Below are 14,498 nucleotides of genomic sequence, written 5' to 3' on the forward strand. Positions count from 1 at the left end.
TCCCTTATTAATAAGAGCTTACTTTTTATAAGTCCATACTGGCATATGCATTGAAGCTGGTTCGGTATACAGTTCGTGGCTGTTGATGTCAGTGGTAATTTCATAACCCGCATCCGGAACAGCTGATCCTTCTTCGGTTGTACGAATAGGGAATTTGAAGCGCTTGGTCATGCCATTACGGAATTTAACAGTCCACATGATGCTGTCAGAGCTACGAAGAGGTGTAACTGAAGCACCTAGTGGAACAAAGTCAGCATAGCCGCGGACGTCCATTGCTTGTTGAGGGCAAGCCTTAACACAGCAGAGACACTCCCAGCATTGGCTAGGATCCAGGTTTGTAGCCTTCATTACATCTTTGTTTAACATCATCAGGTCATTTGGGCATGCATACATGCAAGCTGTTTTGTCTTGCCCTTTACATCCGTCACATTTTTCTGCAATTACAAAACTTGGCATTCGTTTAACCTCCATCATTCATATATTTTTTGAAACTAAACAAGAGAATTTTTTCTCTTGTTTAGTTTTCAACCAAGGGTTACTTCTTTGAAGCGTAGTATTTGAGTAGAATTTTTAAGACTTCCGGACGACTGAAATTGCCTGGTGGAAGCTCTCCAGCTGCCAGCATTGCTCTTAACTTTGTTCCACTGATTTTGAGATGATCTTCTTTACCGTGAGGGCAAGTTTTTTCTGTAGTCATACCATCGCATTTTGTGCAATACATAGCTGCAGTAACTTTGATAGGCTGACAAAGAAGTTCACCTGGTTTGAATAAGTCAAAGATTTCTTGGGCCTGATAAGCGGAATAATAGTCGCCTACACCTGCGTGGTCACGACCCACTAAAATGTGGCTGCAACCAAAGTTTTGGCGGAAGATGGAGTGAAGAATAGCTTCGCTAGGTCCAGCATAACGCATTTCCATAGGATAAACTTTCATCACGGCATTCTTTTCATTGAAATAATTCTTTAAGAGAACTTCATAGCATTCCAGACGTGTCTCAGCCGGAATATCCCCCTCTTTGAGTTTTCCGACGATTGGGTGAATAAACAGTCCATCACAAATTTCATTTCCCATCTTGCAGAGGAATTCATGGGAGCGATGTAACGGATTCCGTGTTTGGAAAGCTGCAACGGTTGCCCAGCCCTTTTCATCGAATAATGCTCTGGTTTGCGCTGGTGTAGCATAGTAATCACCATATTTGGAAGCGTAGCCGAGTTGGCTGAATGTTACTAACTCACCGCCGATATTGATGCTTCCTTGAGCCATAACTTTTACAACACCGTCGTGTGCAGCGTCATCTGTGAAGAAAACTGCCTTGCACTCTTTGACTTTGTCATACTCATATTTATCGCTAACCGTAAGAATACCGCAATAGGTATCGGTTTCATCATCTACTAAAGCGACTTCCATACCCACTTTGAGAGTTTCAGCCTGTTCAGGAGTAACGGACAAAGTGATCGGAAGAGGCCATGCCAAGCCATTAGTTAAGTGTTTTGTTTCAACAACACTCTCATAATTAGCTTTGTCCATGAACCCTGTTAATGGGCTGAATGCACCCATTCCAATCATTAATAGGTCCGAGGTTTCTCTGGAAGTCATGCGAATCACTGGCAATGTTTTAGCTTTTGCTAAAGCATCTGCTCTTTGTGATTCAGGGAGTAATACCGGTGTTAACTTTCCACCATGTGGTGGTACTAGTTTCGACATCGTCTTATCCTCCTTCAATTAATTTTATAATGAATGTGAGTCTACTGCAGAAACAAGTGTTTAAGATGCCTACAGTCATAAGTAATTCCGTCTGAAGAGGCACCGTTAAAACAGAGTTTCTGGCATCCCCCCTTTCACTTATAGTTTGTAACCTTTTTCACCATATCAGTTAGCTAACCTCATAACTCCGCAGCAAACTATTGATTATGAGGTTAGCTGAACATCTAAATAACAGATAACTGTGTCAAGGTCTATTTCTCAAGCGATTCACAAAGGAATTCAGACATTTCCATGACTTTTAATACATCGCCCTTTTCTAACCCTGCACAGGCGTCATCAAGCATTGTTATGCAGTAAGGACAAGCAGTGACTATAACATCTGCATTTTGCTTAACGGCATCATTGATTCGCAATTCACCAAAGCGCTCCCCAAAAGGTACTTCAGCCCAAATCCGTCCGCCTCCGCCTGAGCAACAAAGGCTCTTATTCTTAGCACGATCCAATTCAACAAATTCCGCCCCCGGAACAGCTTGGAGAAGTTCTCTTGGTGCATCATAAACTAAATTGTGTCTTCCTAAATAGCAAGGATCATGGAAGGTGACTTTTTTAGCTTGTTCTCCCGGTAAAGAAAGCTTGCCATCTTTCAAAAGATTACCAAGAAGTTCCGAATAATGCATTACTTCATACTCTCCGCCCAGTTCTGGGTAGTCTGTTTTGAAGGCATACAGGCAATGAGGTGAGGTTGTAATAATTTTCTTGACGCCTTTTCCGTTGAACAGCTTAATATTTGATTCTGCCAGTTTTGTGAAGAGATCCTCATCCCCGATTTTACGAATCGTCTCACCACAGCAGTTCTCTTCAGCCGTTAAGACTCCAAAACTAACTCCAGCTTGTTGTAAGAGTTTTACAACGCTTTTGGCAATCTTTTGACTGCGAGTGTCATAACACGAAGTACAGCAGACATAGAGCAGATATTCCATATCTTCGGTATAAGCCGGAACATTTAAGCCTTCTAACCAATCGGCTCTCTTCTCTTGAGGTCCAGTCCATGGGTTGCCATTAGCATGAAGACTTCCTGCAACAGGCCGTAAATGTCCAGGCAAGATGCCGGCTCCAACTATCGTATTACGCATGGAACGTACATTTTTTATGATTTCTACACTTCTTGGACAGTTTGATTGACACATACCACAGGTAACACAGGCAAAAAGAACTTCTTCATCATCGAATCCTTCTAAGCCGAGTTGGCCTTGACGTTGCATTTTTCGAATGTTAAATACTTCGCTCAGCTCGCCTGGTACCTGTCTGTAAGGACATAGATTGGTGCAGAGACCGCACTGCATACACCAGTTGAGCGTATCGGCGCCTGAAGAAATAATATATTCTCTCATCTCCAGAGATACTTCTTTTATTTCATCCATCATAATGCTCCTTTGCTATCTAATGGGGACATACCTCCTGCCCGGAGCCTAACTCATCACTAGGAGGTGACCTTAGATCACTTAGAACCCTTTGTAGGGGTTAGGGCCCAGTTCATCCAGTCTCTTGGCAAAGTCATCCAATAGAGCCGGTATCTTGTCATAATCCGTAATGGAGACTTGATCCATCCGCACTCGATCAGAGTCCAGATCCAGCCTGTCTAAGGTTTCCGACACTTTTGATAGCCTGATTTCGGCCAGCTCACTTCCTTTGATGAAGTGGCACTGATAATCATCGCCATGCTTACATCCCAGGAGGAAGATTCCATCGATTCCGGCTGACATTGAATCGGCAATCCAAACTAAGCTCAATGAACCCAGACATCTTAGAGGGATAACACGAACCCAAGCATTATATTTGAGTCGATTAATACCCGCCATATCCAAAGCAGGGTAAGCGTCATTTTCACAAGCGAAGACGAGGATTCTTGGTTTTTCTTCATCTTCATCAGGAACTTCGATAGATTTAATAAGGTTGCCAATCATCGGGACTGAGTAGTTTTTAAATGTAATAATCCGTTCAGGACAAGCGCCCATGCAAATTCCACATCTGCGACAACGTGTAGGATTTGGCAACGGATTGAATTTATCATCTTCGTTAATAGCACCGAAGGGACATTCCACTGTACAACGTTTACATTGTGTACATCTCGACATTGCAAAGTCTGGGAAAGACATATCCCCGACACGAGGATGTACTGCAACACCTTGCGCGCTTGATTCCATACATTGGATAGCCTTTAACGCTGCTCCTGCAGCATCTTCAACCGAAGATAACTCATCCATCGGAGCTCTAACACTACCAGCGGCATAAATACCAGTTCGGCGAGTTTCGTAAGGGAAGCAGATAAAATGGGAATCTGCATAACCGTATTTTAAGGTCGGCATCTCTGGGCCTTGGCGATAGGCCAAGTTTAAAAGATTCGACTTGCGAATAATTTCCGGCTTAGGACCAGCATCTTCTTTACAGTCTTCTTCAGTATCAGCCTTGGCTGCGATGTCCTCTCCTAAGGCTGTGGTGGGCACCATACCATTTGCCAAAACCACCATATCTACGCCTTCAGTAGTAATCGTTGCCCCTGATAGAACATCTGTTGCTTCAATAAGCAGATTCTTTTCGCCATCTTCAGTAATACCATTGATTTCTCCTCTGACGAAAATACCTCCATCTTTTTGCACTTGTTGATAAAGACGTTCATACTGGCCGGATGCTCTCATGTCTTTGTAGAAAACAAAGACGTTTGCTTCCGGATTTTGTTCTTTTAGATAAGTCGCTTGTTTCAAGGATTCTACACAGCATGTTGCAGAGCAATAAGGCAAGTGTTCCTGATCGCGAGATCCAGCGCATTGAATAAAGGCAATACTCTGTACTTCCTTTCCATCCGGGCGTAGAATTTTGCCCTTAGAAGCTAATTCTTCCATCTTTTGACTGGTAATTACGTTTTCATATTTACCATAACCAAGATAGTCTAACTTAGCAGGATCATAGGGCACAGCTCCAGTAGCAAGAACAACCGAACCGACTCTTTCCTTAACAGTCGTACCATTTTGGTTAATTGAAACATCGAACATGCCAGGTGCACCGGCAATCTCTAAAATTTCAGAACCTGTGTATACTGTAACATCAGGGTTGGCTTCAACTTGACTAACAAGCTCTGCAATATCAACTGCTTCAGGTGTTGTAAAAGGTGCCTTGCGGGGAGCTTGTTTAAATAAGCCATTCATCCATCCGCCCAGTACTGGGCTTTTTTCTACTAAAACAGCCTTGTATCCGGCTTTGGCAGCTTCTAACGCCGCTGTCATTCCTGTCAAGCCACCGCCCACTACCAGTAAGGTTTTAACCATATTTTCACCTTGATAAGGCTCCGGCAGATCGATATGCTTCACTTTGGCAAGACCCATTCTCAGATAATCCTCAGCCATCATCTGGGTATCCTCATCATTGGCTGGTTGACTCCAGATGACCTGTTCTCTAATGTTTACTCTCTCCATGATACATGAAGAGTCAAATTCAAAAACATCATAATTGACACGTGGTGAGCAAGCAGCGATTAGAAGTGTATTAACGCCCTCAGTCTCAATGTCATTCTTGATTAGGGCCACCCCTTCAGGTCCACAGAGAAAGGGGTGTGTTTTACAAACAGGAACCTTGCCCTCCTTGGTGGCAACCTTGGACAGGCTCTCTATTTCCAGAGATTCTCCGATACTACATCCAGTGCAGATATAAACACCTGTTTTTTTATCCATTGGGCTACCTCCTCACCGTAGATTGAATGGCCTTAAGAGCAGCAGAAGTAGAATCTTTAACCGATGAGGAAACATCCAAAGGCTTCTTAACACATCCTGCGCCATAAATCCCTAATTGTTGTGGATTGGAAACAACGAAACCATCCTCATCATAGGCAATTGCATCCGGTACATTCGAAGTTGCCGGTACCATACCTGTCGCCAGTACAACCATGTCAACAGTTTCCTTCATGATCTCCCCGGTCAACTGATTCTCTACTTGAACGATCAAATCTTTGGTCACGGGATCTTCTGAAATCTCTCCGACTTTTCCCTTGATCATGGTGATATCATCTTGAACTTTGGTATAAAAATCTTCATGTTTACCCATCGCCCTGACATCTATATAAAACATAAAAACCTTAGAATCTGAATTCATCGCTTTAACGTATGTGGCTTGTTTTAATGAAGCCATACAGCAAACTCCAGAACAATAGGGCAGATGATTTTCGTCTCGAGAACCAGCGCACTGGACAAAAGCAACCGATTTAACTTCTTTGCCGTCTGAAGGACGTAGAAGTTTTCCGGCTGTAGGGCCATTTGAGGCCGCTAATCTTTCCATTATGACGTTTGTAATAACATTTTCATGCTTTCCATAACCATAATAATCAACTTTCTTGGCATCATAAGGCTGCCAACCTGTAGCCCAAACAATAGATCCAACATTCAAATTGAAACTTTTTGCCGACATATCCAATTCGATAGCGCCATACTGACAGGCTGCAACGCACTTTCCGCATTCAGCCCCAAGACAAGCTTCATCGTCGATCACATACTTCATAGGGAAAGCAAACTCATGAGCTTTATAGATAGCCTGAGTTTTATCCATACCATAATTAAATTCATTTGACCTCTGCGCAGGACATACTTCAGAGCACTTACCACACGCTGTGCAGTTCTGATTTATATAACGGGGATTTGACTTAACCGTTACTGTATAATCTCCTTCTACACCGTGGATTTTTTCAACTTCGGCCAAAGTGAAGAATTTGATCCGAGGATTTTGCTTAATCCTTTTAAAATTAATCTCCAGCCCGCAGTTCGGGGGACATAGCTTAGGGAAATACTGGTTCATCTGGGCAACTCTGCCACCTAAATAGGATTTTTGTTCAACCAGATAGACCTCGCTTCCTGCTTCGGAAGCTTCAATAGCGGCTGTAAGTCCGCTTACTCCCCCTCCGACTACTAAAATACTCTTATGCGCCATCCTTCTACCTCCCTTATATGTCAATAAACTCTCAGCTTCCGCCGAGGCGGTTGGAACAAAGATATCCTTGAAACCAACCTTATAGCATTCCTCCTATTTTAATAGGAGATATTTGCTTTCTATAGTACTTTTGGGATAAATATAGAGACTCTGGCTAGTCATAGTATAAATCGAGTTTTTAACCTTCAACTAAGCTCTCTAAGTAACAATAGGGAATATGATTTCTTTCACATATAATATAAGTAATTTGCCTCATGGCAATGAATCCGAGTTAAACGTAACAAAATGCACAATCTATTTTAAGAAAATTTGTATTTGCAAACTAAGACTAGCACTGTGGTCGTAATTAGTCAATATGGCGATAATTAAGAAATCGTATGGTAAATTTGTAATTATCCTACATTTATTGACTCCAGGCGCACAATAAATGTAGAATAACCCTGCCCCTTCGACTCTAGTTACGAGCTATTTAGGTGTTTAATCCCCTATTACTACTTGCTGTCGGAAAGTTCTTTTTAGTTTATCATTCTTTTGCAAACCTGAATCACCTTAAATATTCATATTTATCCCAATTCAGATTATTCTTTCTTTATATCTTTCATCTCTTCCACATTCACCCTTAGAATTCCTTCTATTGGTAAATAATTTGTTTCTGGAGAAAAAGCTGGCAATAGAAAAACTTCATATGTATTTAGTCTAATAACAGGGGGAGAGTGATGCAGTTGCTTCACTCTCCCCCTGTTATTCAGTTTATAATTAGCTCTTGCCTTGATAAAGTTTATATAATGCCTGAGTTCCACTGTTTTCTTCTCCTTGATCTGCTAACTTCTCATATAGTGTTTTAGCTAACGCCAACCCCGGGGTAAGCAGACCCATTTGTTGCGCTGAATCCAAAGCAATTGTCATATCCTTAATAAAATGTTTAACATAGAAGCCTGGGGCAAAATTATTGGCTAGCATACGTGGAGCCAAGTTACTCAAGGAAAAACTGGCAGCCGCCCCAGTCTCGATGCTTTTTAAAACATTTTCCGGATTTAATCCGGCTTTTTGAGCATAGGCCATTGCTTCACAAACCCCAACCATGTTGGAAGCAATAGCAATTTGGTTACACATTTTCGTATATTGCCCGGCACCGGCACTTCCTTGTAAAACAATATTCTTTCCCAGGCAATTGAAAATAGGAAGCATTGCTTTATAATGTTCTTCTTCTCCGCCAACCATTATAGCCAAACGTGCTTCTTTTGCACCTATATCCCCACCGGATACAGGAGCATCAAGGGCATACATTCCCATGTCCAGAGCTTCTTTATAGATTTTCTTCGCCAAGTCTGGGGCTGAGGTCGTCATATCTATTAAATAACTCCCCGCCTTAGCATGCTTTATTATTCCATCTGCTCCTAAGTAAACTTCTTCAACATCCTTAGGATAACCCACCATGGTGATGACAACATTGCTTCGTTCGGCTAATTCAGCAATTGTATCTTGCCAGACTGCCCCCATTTCAATTAAGTCTTCAGCACTTGCCTTCGTTCGGTTGTAAACAAGCACCGGATAACCTGCCTTCAATAAATGTCCAACCATACTCTTACCCATAACACCCGTGCCAACAAAGCCAATGATAAAATCTTCTTTAGTATGTGTCATTGATCCATTTCCCCCTTCAATTAACCCATCAGAAAATACTATAGAATATCGAGGAAAGAGTGTCAAGCAACTCCTTTACATATGACAGGAATCCTCTGAAAGACTTTTTCAAGATAGAGATAGGCAGGATAAAATCCTGCCTATCTCTATCTTTTCCAATAAATTACTTACCGGCCTTCCAAAGACCGTGAATATTGCAATATTCTCTAACTTCCACAACATCGTCCACCGCGACTAGGAAATATGCTTCAGGTGCTTGGCCTGGTTCAAGCTCTGCTCTAAGAACCTGATCCTTAGTGAGAACTTCAATAAATCTGATCGAATGCTTTTCCTCCATGGGGTGTGCGACACTACCCACTTTAACTTTGATCCCCCCGTTTATCTCTTCAATAACAGGTACATGTTTTTCAAGACTGGCATCTTTAGTGCCTGCCTCTAATTTTTCCATTGGTTTGTTACAACAGACCAATGAAGACGCTCCCAAATTAACAACCTCAATAACATTTCCACAAATACTACATACATATAGTTCTCTTAGATTTGTCATGTACAAACCTCCACTTCTTTTTTACCAATGTTATTAGTATTCTCCAAAAAAAGACTTTTTCCTCCTTGTAAACATTACTTTTTTATAATAATCATTAAAGACCCAATCTATTAGTAATTTACGCATTGAATCCGAATCATAAATGAAAAATTTCTTCTCACAAATTTTCTGCCTAATCTAAAGAGCTTAATTAATTTCTTTGCCTGGATAAACACCCTAATTTATACATACATACCCATTAAGAATATCCCAATTACCTTGCCCCATATCTCCCAAAACTGAGATATGGGCAGAGGATTAATTCCATAACCACACTCGACGGTAAAGCCGGGGCGTCTCCATTCTTGAATAAACCAATCCTTATACCCTGCATCACTTTCCACATACCGTACTGCTTCGTATCCGCTAACTTCTATTAACCGATTCACAATATGTTGTGATTCATTGGGCTCTAACCCCCTGTACCCCCAATAGATCTCCTCTCCCTGAGTATGAAAGGCACTTACTAAACGAAAGTTATGGGCCCTTGTAAAATCTGCCATTGCTCTAGCTTCCGGTTCGGAGAGAGGTGCCGTCCCTGTATAGTCGCGGGGAGACGGGCCAGAAGATGCTCGTCTGGAAACTTCAGTCTCCCAGTGGGCCGGAAACTGATCATTTAAATCTACCCCTCGAATGTTGGCCTTCCAATCACTGAAATCTCGTGATCCACGATTGATCCGCAGTGCATTTGCAAAGGTTGAAGTATTCGTGTCGATTTTCCCCTGTACAAGTTGCACTCCATCAGGATTGACCATAGGCACAACCCACAAGGAAACACTGTCAAATAGACTTTTAATATTAAAGGTTCCAATTTTTTTTCCTGAAACGTAAGCTTTGGCGTAGACTTCAATAAACTTCATCAATAACAAAGATGTGATCCACTCATTGGCATGAAAAGATCCATTATAATGGACTTCTTTTTTCCCTTGCCCTATCCTTACAACTGGAATTGAACGATCCATAACCGTAGTTCCAATGGAATCCACCTTAATAAAAGGATAACTTTCTCTAAGTGTTTCAAGGTCATTAACCATTTCATTATAACCGTAGCTATCTCTGGGAATAACGATGGTTCTCTCGGGCGCTGCCGTTGGGACATTTACCACTTGCCCGGGTCTAATCAAGGAAGGGTTTTTAATATTTGGGTTGGCAGCGAGTAGCGAGCTAAGGCTTATTCCATACTTCTGAGCAATAATAAAAAGTGTTTCCCCTTGTTTTACTGTATGTTTTATCACTGGCTCATTGACACCTCCTGAATAATCACCCTGTATGTAACAATCGTAAAATATTTATTTTTGACTTATAAGCAGTATATACCCTCCCCCGCAACTTCGTGTCAGCACACTGACTTGCAGCATTAAATTTTGCTCATTTATATCCACCTCTCGGTGATGAGGCTCTCTCCATAGATACTTCCCTACATGCAGTCGCTCAGATGCAGGGACGTATGTAAAGTTAATAAGCCAGTCGCTTCACATCAAAGCAACTGGCTTAAACCTTTTTAACGTTTCTACTTTGTAACATTTAAATTTTGTAACTCTAATTTAAATCAAAGATCTAAAAATCTAACAATTGTACAATTGATATCCAATAGATCTTGGCCAACTCTCTTAGAAAACATCCTTAACAATTCTCTGTAAATCGCTGGCCGTTCGGCACCGATAGACCTTTGAGCAATTATTTTGATAAACCTTCATAACATTATCAGGCTCAGACCATTCCATCTCCTCTAAAGGATTTAACCAAAACACCTTACGCACCTTTTCAGAAATTCGGGCGAAATATTCCGGCTGAGCTGGACGATAGTTGTTTTTACCATCTCCCAGTATGATGAGAATAGCTCGTGATGACACTTCTCTAAGTATGTTCTCATTGAGTTCTTTAAATACCGCACCATAATCTGAAAATCCCGAACTTGCTTTATGACCCCAGCTTTTAATCTCTTGTTTTACTCCGTTAAGATCATCATCCCAAACAAACTCACTGACATCCCAGACTGAATCAATAAAAAAGAATACCCTTATTTTTCGAAAACGAGCTCTAAGACACGTCACCAGATAAATTAAAAATTCTACAAATGAGGCCATGGAATTCGAGACATCGCAAAGCACTATCAGTTCTGGAGCACGGGGAATTTTACGCCGGTAGCACAAATGGAAAAGTAACCCCTCCCACTGAACGCTTTGCTGCACAATTTTCCCTATATCTATTGTGCCTTTGTTATAAGATTTCCAACGAGAACCTGGTCGCAAGGCTAATTTTCGGGCCCATTTTCGAATACTAGTCCTCACAAGCTCTTTTTCTTCTTCAGACAGGGAACTTAACGGTTTGAATAACCAGTGTTGCCGAACAAGGGGTTCCCAGCTGTTTTCAAGTGTGACTTGGATCATCAATACCTGTTGCTGAATTTCACGCAGGATAAATGCCCGATTGTTCTGATGGGTATACCATTCGTCCTCAGAAAGGGTACCTCGCTGATAAGCTAAATCGAAGGAATTAATCCAAGTATAATAGTCAATATCTGCTAAAACTGTTTTAACAACCTCTTCATACTCTGCCCTACTGGTTGCTAACTCTTCAAGCCTTGAAAATGGAATCAAATTAGAAATATGAGAATGATCAAGAATATCTCCTATGGCAGTCAGGCTGATTCCTCCTGATCCACGACCCGCTCCTTGGCCTCCAATTCCTTGACTGTCTCTGTTTTCTTCTACATTCTTTTTTGGAATTAGATCCAGCGAATCCTTCACTTCAGGGGATTCATTGTTTTCAACTACGATTCTCCAAACCGTCTCAAATATGCCAGCATCTTGGGGGCGATGAATTAAAATCGATTTCAATATCAGTTTACCTGGTATGTCTGGATATCGAACCAGACAAGTTTGAGCGTCAAGAATATCCTGCGAGGAAATCGGTAAAGAAACCTGCCTGAGAGCGTGAACCAACCTGATAAAAACCCATCCATCCATAGTCTCCATCCCTTACTACTCCATTATGCCAGAGCTAAAACCTGATTACTCTCGGGATCGCAGTGCTTCGGTTTCCCATTTTTTAAGACGCTCTTCCAGCTTAGCAACATCCTTTGGATATTTCAGCAACACGCTGAGTGTTCCCATCAGGTCTCCATAGTTCAATTCTACTTTTTGGAGAGCATCCAGTGCATGCGCAAAATCGATGGTTTCAGAAACACTCGGAAGCTTTTGCAAAGGTAACTTTCTTATCTTGGCAACAAACTCACAAACGTCCTTAGTTAATCCCCTAGATAGCTCGGGAGCATGCGAACTTAGAATAGATATTTCTCGCTCTAAGGAAGGGTAAGTCAGATAGATATGGATACAACGCCGTCTGAGAGCATCACTAAAGTCTCGGGAATTGTTGCTGGTTAAGATGACAATAGGTTTGGTTTTTGAAGTAAGAGTCCCCAGTTCAGGAATTGAAACCTGTTGTTCAGCGAGTAACTCTAAGAGAAAACTTTCAAACTCCTCGTCACTCTTGTCTAATTCATCAATCAGCATCAGAACTGGTTCGGGCGAGAGAATTGCTTCCAAGAGAGGCCTGGTAAGCAAAAACTCTTCCGAGTAAAGATCGAATTTTATCTCATCCCAATCTTCTGTCTTGGCAAGTTGCAAGCGCAATAGCTGTTTGGCGTAATTCCAATCATATAAGGCCTTACTTATGTCCAGTCCTTCATAACACTGCAGCCTTATCAGTCTTCGTTTTTCCGCCCGGGCAAGTGCTAAAGCCAGCTGTGTCTTGCCAACCCCCGCCGGACCTTCAATAAGACAAGGTTTTTCCAAGGCCAAAGCGAGAAATAAGGTAGTCGCTGCTTCTTCACCGATAAGATAGCCTTCTTTTTTAAGTTCATGCGCTAAGTCCAAGGGCGATGTCTTCATTAATCTCAAATCTCCCTCCATGTCTCCCCAAGGCACTTTACAAAGTCGGTCTCTTACCTCCTGGTACCTTTATCTTCAAATAAGCGACCGGACCAAGTTGTAAGAAGGAAATTCTCCGAGACTGAAATAGGCAATAGCAGGGGTTTGTGGCTTGGAAGCCCATTCTATGCCCCCAAAAAGCCAAACGATAGAAAGGTATATCCCCTTTCTGACGGCAAATATCCAAAGATTCTTATGGCACTATCAATGAGCATACCGCCAACTATGTAAGCATAAACATTGTGCGTGATGCCAAACATGTGTACTATACTGTTAAATATTCTCACTTCTTGTTTATCCTGTCCTATGTGATGGGTCAGTATATGGACTGCCATACAAGAAAACCCCATTTCCTTGGATTTCCTCCAGGTTTTACTTAATTATACTATCAGTGAAAAAAAGAGCAATATGAGATTCCCCCCTTACCCTTTCTTCTGTAATTTCTTCCTTGCATCGACAATTTTCCCTTGGAGCATTTCTTTAGGACTAAACGTAATCTCGAAGGAAGTTTCCAGTCTTCGCAAGTATGAAACTTCTTTTGCGGTGGCAATGGAAATAGCAACTCCCCTATTACCTGCTCTTCCCGTTCTACCGACCCGATGCAGATAAAGCTGGGGATCTTCCGGCAGGTCAAGGTTAAAGACATGAGTAATCCCTTTGATGTCCAATCCTCTCGAAGCTAGGTCTGAAGCCACCAACAAAGTGCTTTTTCCACTTCTGAAATCATCCATCGCCTTTTTTCGCTCGATCTTATTTGCTCCTCCGTATATTCCTTCTGCATCTAAACCATGAAATTTAAGTTTTTCCACCATTTTTTCGATCTCTTCACTTTTATTAATGAAAATTAAAGCTCGAGTCGGAATAATAATCCGAATTAGTTTCCTAAGAACTTCGATTTTATCTCGCTGTTCTGCTAAGAAGAACATATGCTCAACAGTAGGAGCGATCATTATTTTATCTGTTACCCTAATCACCTCAGGAGTCTTTAATAATTCGGAAGCCCGTTGATAAGTCGCTGGGGGTAATGTCGCTGAAAATAACAAGAGTTGAGTTCTGCTTAAGGTTGTTTTGATCACAGACTTAACATGATGGGCATTATTTTCATCAAGTAAACGATCAGCCTCATCAAGCACTATTGTTTTAATAGTTTGAGCAACAATTTTTTTCTTCTGGATTAACTCTAGAATTCTACCACTGGAACCCACAATAATGTGTGGTTTTTCTTTTAATTTTCCTATCTGCCGGGCTATATTCACATTCCCGATGATAGCGGTTGACCTAATATCCAGACCAGAGTTTTTTGACAACGTTTCCATTTCACGTTGAATCTGAATAGCCAGCTCATGTGTCGGCGTGAGAATCATCACTTGAGTTTCTCGCTTTAAAATATCGATTTTCCGAAAAATCGGAAGCAGATAAGCCAAAGTTTTACCCGTGCCTGTTTCTGACTGACCCAATACATCTTTTCCAGTTAAAATAAAAGGTATCGCTTGTTCTTGGATCGCAGTTGGTTCAACAATTCCTTGCAGTTTAAGGGCATTTACTAAAGATTCGTCGAGGCCAAGCTGATGAAAGGTATTCATGATAATCCATCCTATCTAAATTAAAGTATAAATCCATTATATCCTTTTTCTTGGCATATCAGAAATAAAAGGTCCTA

At 41.5% G+C, this 14,498-nt stretch carries 12 protein-coding genes; all 12 read right to left on the reverse strand.

Features of this window, described 5'->3' with window-relative positions; genetic code table 11:
* Positions 1 to 18: 18 nt before the first annotated feature.
* The 12 genes from aprB to LJE72_RS09895 all read right to left on the reverse strand — a co-directional run bounded on the left by aprB (position 19) and on the right by LJE72_RS09895 (position 14,421).
* Positions 19 to 456, reverse strand: coding sequence for an adenylyl-sulfate reductase subunit beta (aprB, locus tag LJE72_RS09840; protein ID WP_073031598.1), 438 nt, complete (start codon positions 454 to 456; stop codon positions 19 to 21).
* A gap of 79 nt (positions 457 to 535) precedes the next feature.
* Complete coding sequence (sat, locus tag LJE72_RS09845) at positions 536 to 1,705, reverse strand: sulfate adenylyltransferase (RefSeq protein WP_229247409.1); 1,170 nt, start codon at positions 1,703 to 1,705, stop codon at positions 536 to 538.
* 251 nt (positions 1,706 to 1,956) lie between these two features.
* Positions 1,957 to 3,126 (reverse strand): (Fe-S)-binding protein, encoded by a 1,170-nt coding sequence (locus LJE72_RS09850; protein WP_229247410.1) that lies wholly within the window; start codon positions 3,124 to 3,126, stop codon positions 1,957 to 1,959.
* An 81-nt stretch (positions 3,127 to 3,207) separates the two neighbouring features.
* On the reverse strand, positions 3,208 to 5,430 hold the full coding sequence (locus tag LJE72_RS09855) for a hydrogenase iron-sulfur subunit (RefSeq protein ID WP_229247411.1): 2,223 nt from the start codon (positions 5,428 to 5,430) through the stop codon (positions 3,208 to 3,210).
* 4 nt (positions 5,431 to 5,434) lie between these two features.
* Positions 5,435 to 6,676 carry a CoB--CoM heterodisulfide reductase iron-sulfur subunit A family protein gene (locus LJE72_RS09860; RefSeq protein ID WP_229247412.1) on the reverse strand — a complete coding sequence of 414 codons (1,242 nt, stop codon included), beginning with the start codon at positions 6,674 to 6,676 and terminating at the stop codon, positions 5,435 to 5,437.
* Positions 6,677 to 7,432: 756 nt separating this feature from the next.
* Complete coding sequence (locus tag LJE72_RS09865; protein WP_229247413.1) at positions 7,433 to 8,320, reverse strand: NAD(P)-dependent oxidoreductase; 888 nt, start codon at positions 8,318 to 8,320, stop codon at positions 7,433 to 7,435.
* A gap of 163 nt (positions 8,321 to 8,483) precedes the next feature.
* Complete coding sequence (locus LJE72_RS09870) at positions 8,484 to 8,867, reverse strand: desulfoferrodoxin (RefSeq protein ID WP_229247414.1); 384 nt, start codon at positions 8,865 to 8,867, stop codon at positions 8,484 to 8,486.
* A 221-nt stretch (positions 8,868 to 9,088) separates the two neighbouring features.
* A complete protein-coding gene (locus tag LJE72_RS09875) occupies positions 9,089 to 10,141 on the reverse strand; it encodes a M14 family metallopeptidase (protein ID WP_229247415.1) in 1,053 nt (350 codons plus the stop codon).
* A gap of 375 nt (positions 10,142 to 10,516) precedes the next feature.
* Positions 10,517 to 11,884: a VWA domain-containing protein gene (locus tag LJE72_RS09880; RefSeq protein ID WP_229247416.1), complete on the reverse strand. Its 1,368-nt coding sequence runs from the start codon at positions 11,882 to 11,884 to the stop codon at positions 10,517 to 10,519.
* Between the two features lie 36 nt (positions 11,885 to 11,920).
* A complete protein-coding gene (locus LJE72_RS09885) occupies positions 11,921 to 12,799 on the reverse strand; it encodes an AAA family ATPase (protein WP_229247417.1) in 879 nt (292 codons plus the stop codon).
* Between the two features lie 164 nt (positions 12,800 to 12,963).
* Positions 12,964 to 13,173 (reverse strand): hypothetical protein, encoded by a 210-nt coding sequence (locus LJE72_RS09890; protein ID WP_229247418.1) that lies wholly within the window; start codon positions 13,171 to 13,173, stop codon positions 12,964 to 12,966.
* 87 nt (positions 13,174 to 13,260) lie between these two features.
* Positions 13,261 to 14,421, reverse strand: a complete 1,161-nt coding sequence (locus LJE72_RS09895) for a DEAD/DEAH box helicase (RefSeq protein ID WP_229247419.1) — start codon at positions 14,419 to 14,421, stop codon at positions 13,261 to 13,263.
* Between the last annotated feature and the right edge of the window lie 77 nt (positions 14,422 to 14,498).

Source organism: Desulfosporosinus shakirovi (assembly GCF_020595055.1).
Taxonomy (GTDB): Bacteria; Bacillota; Desulfitobacteriia; order Desulfitobacteriales; family Desulfitobacteriaceae; genus Desulfosporosinus; species Desulfosporosinus shakirovi.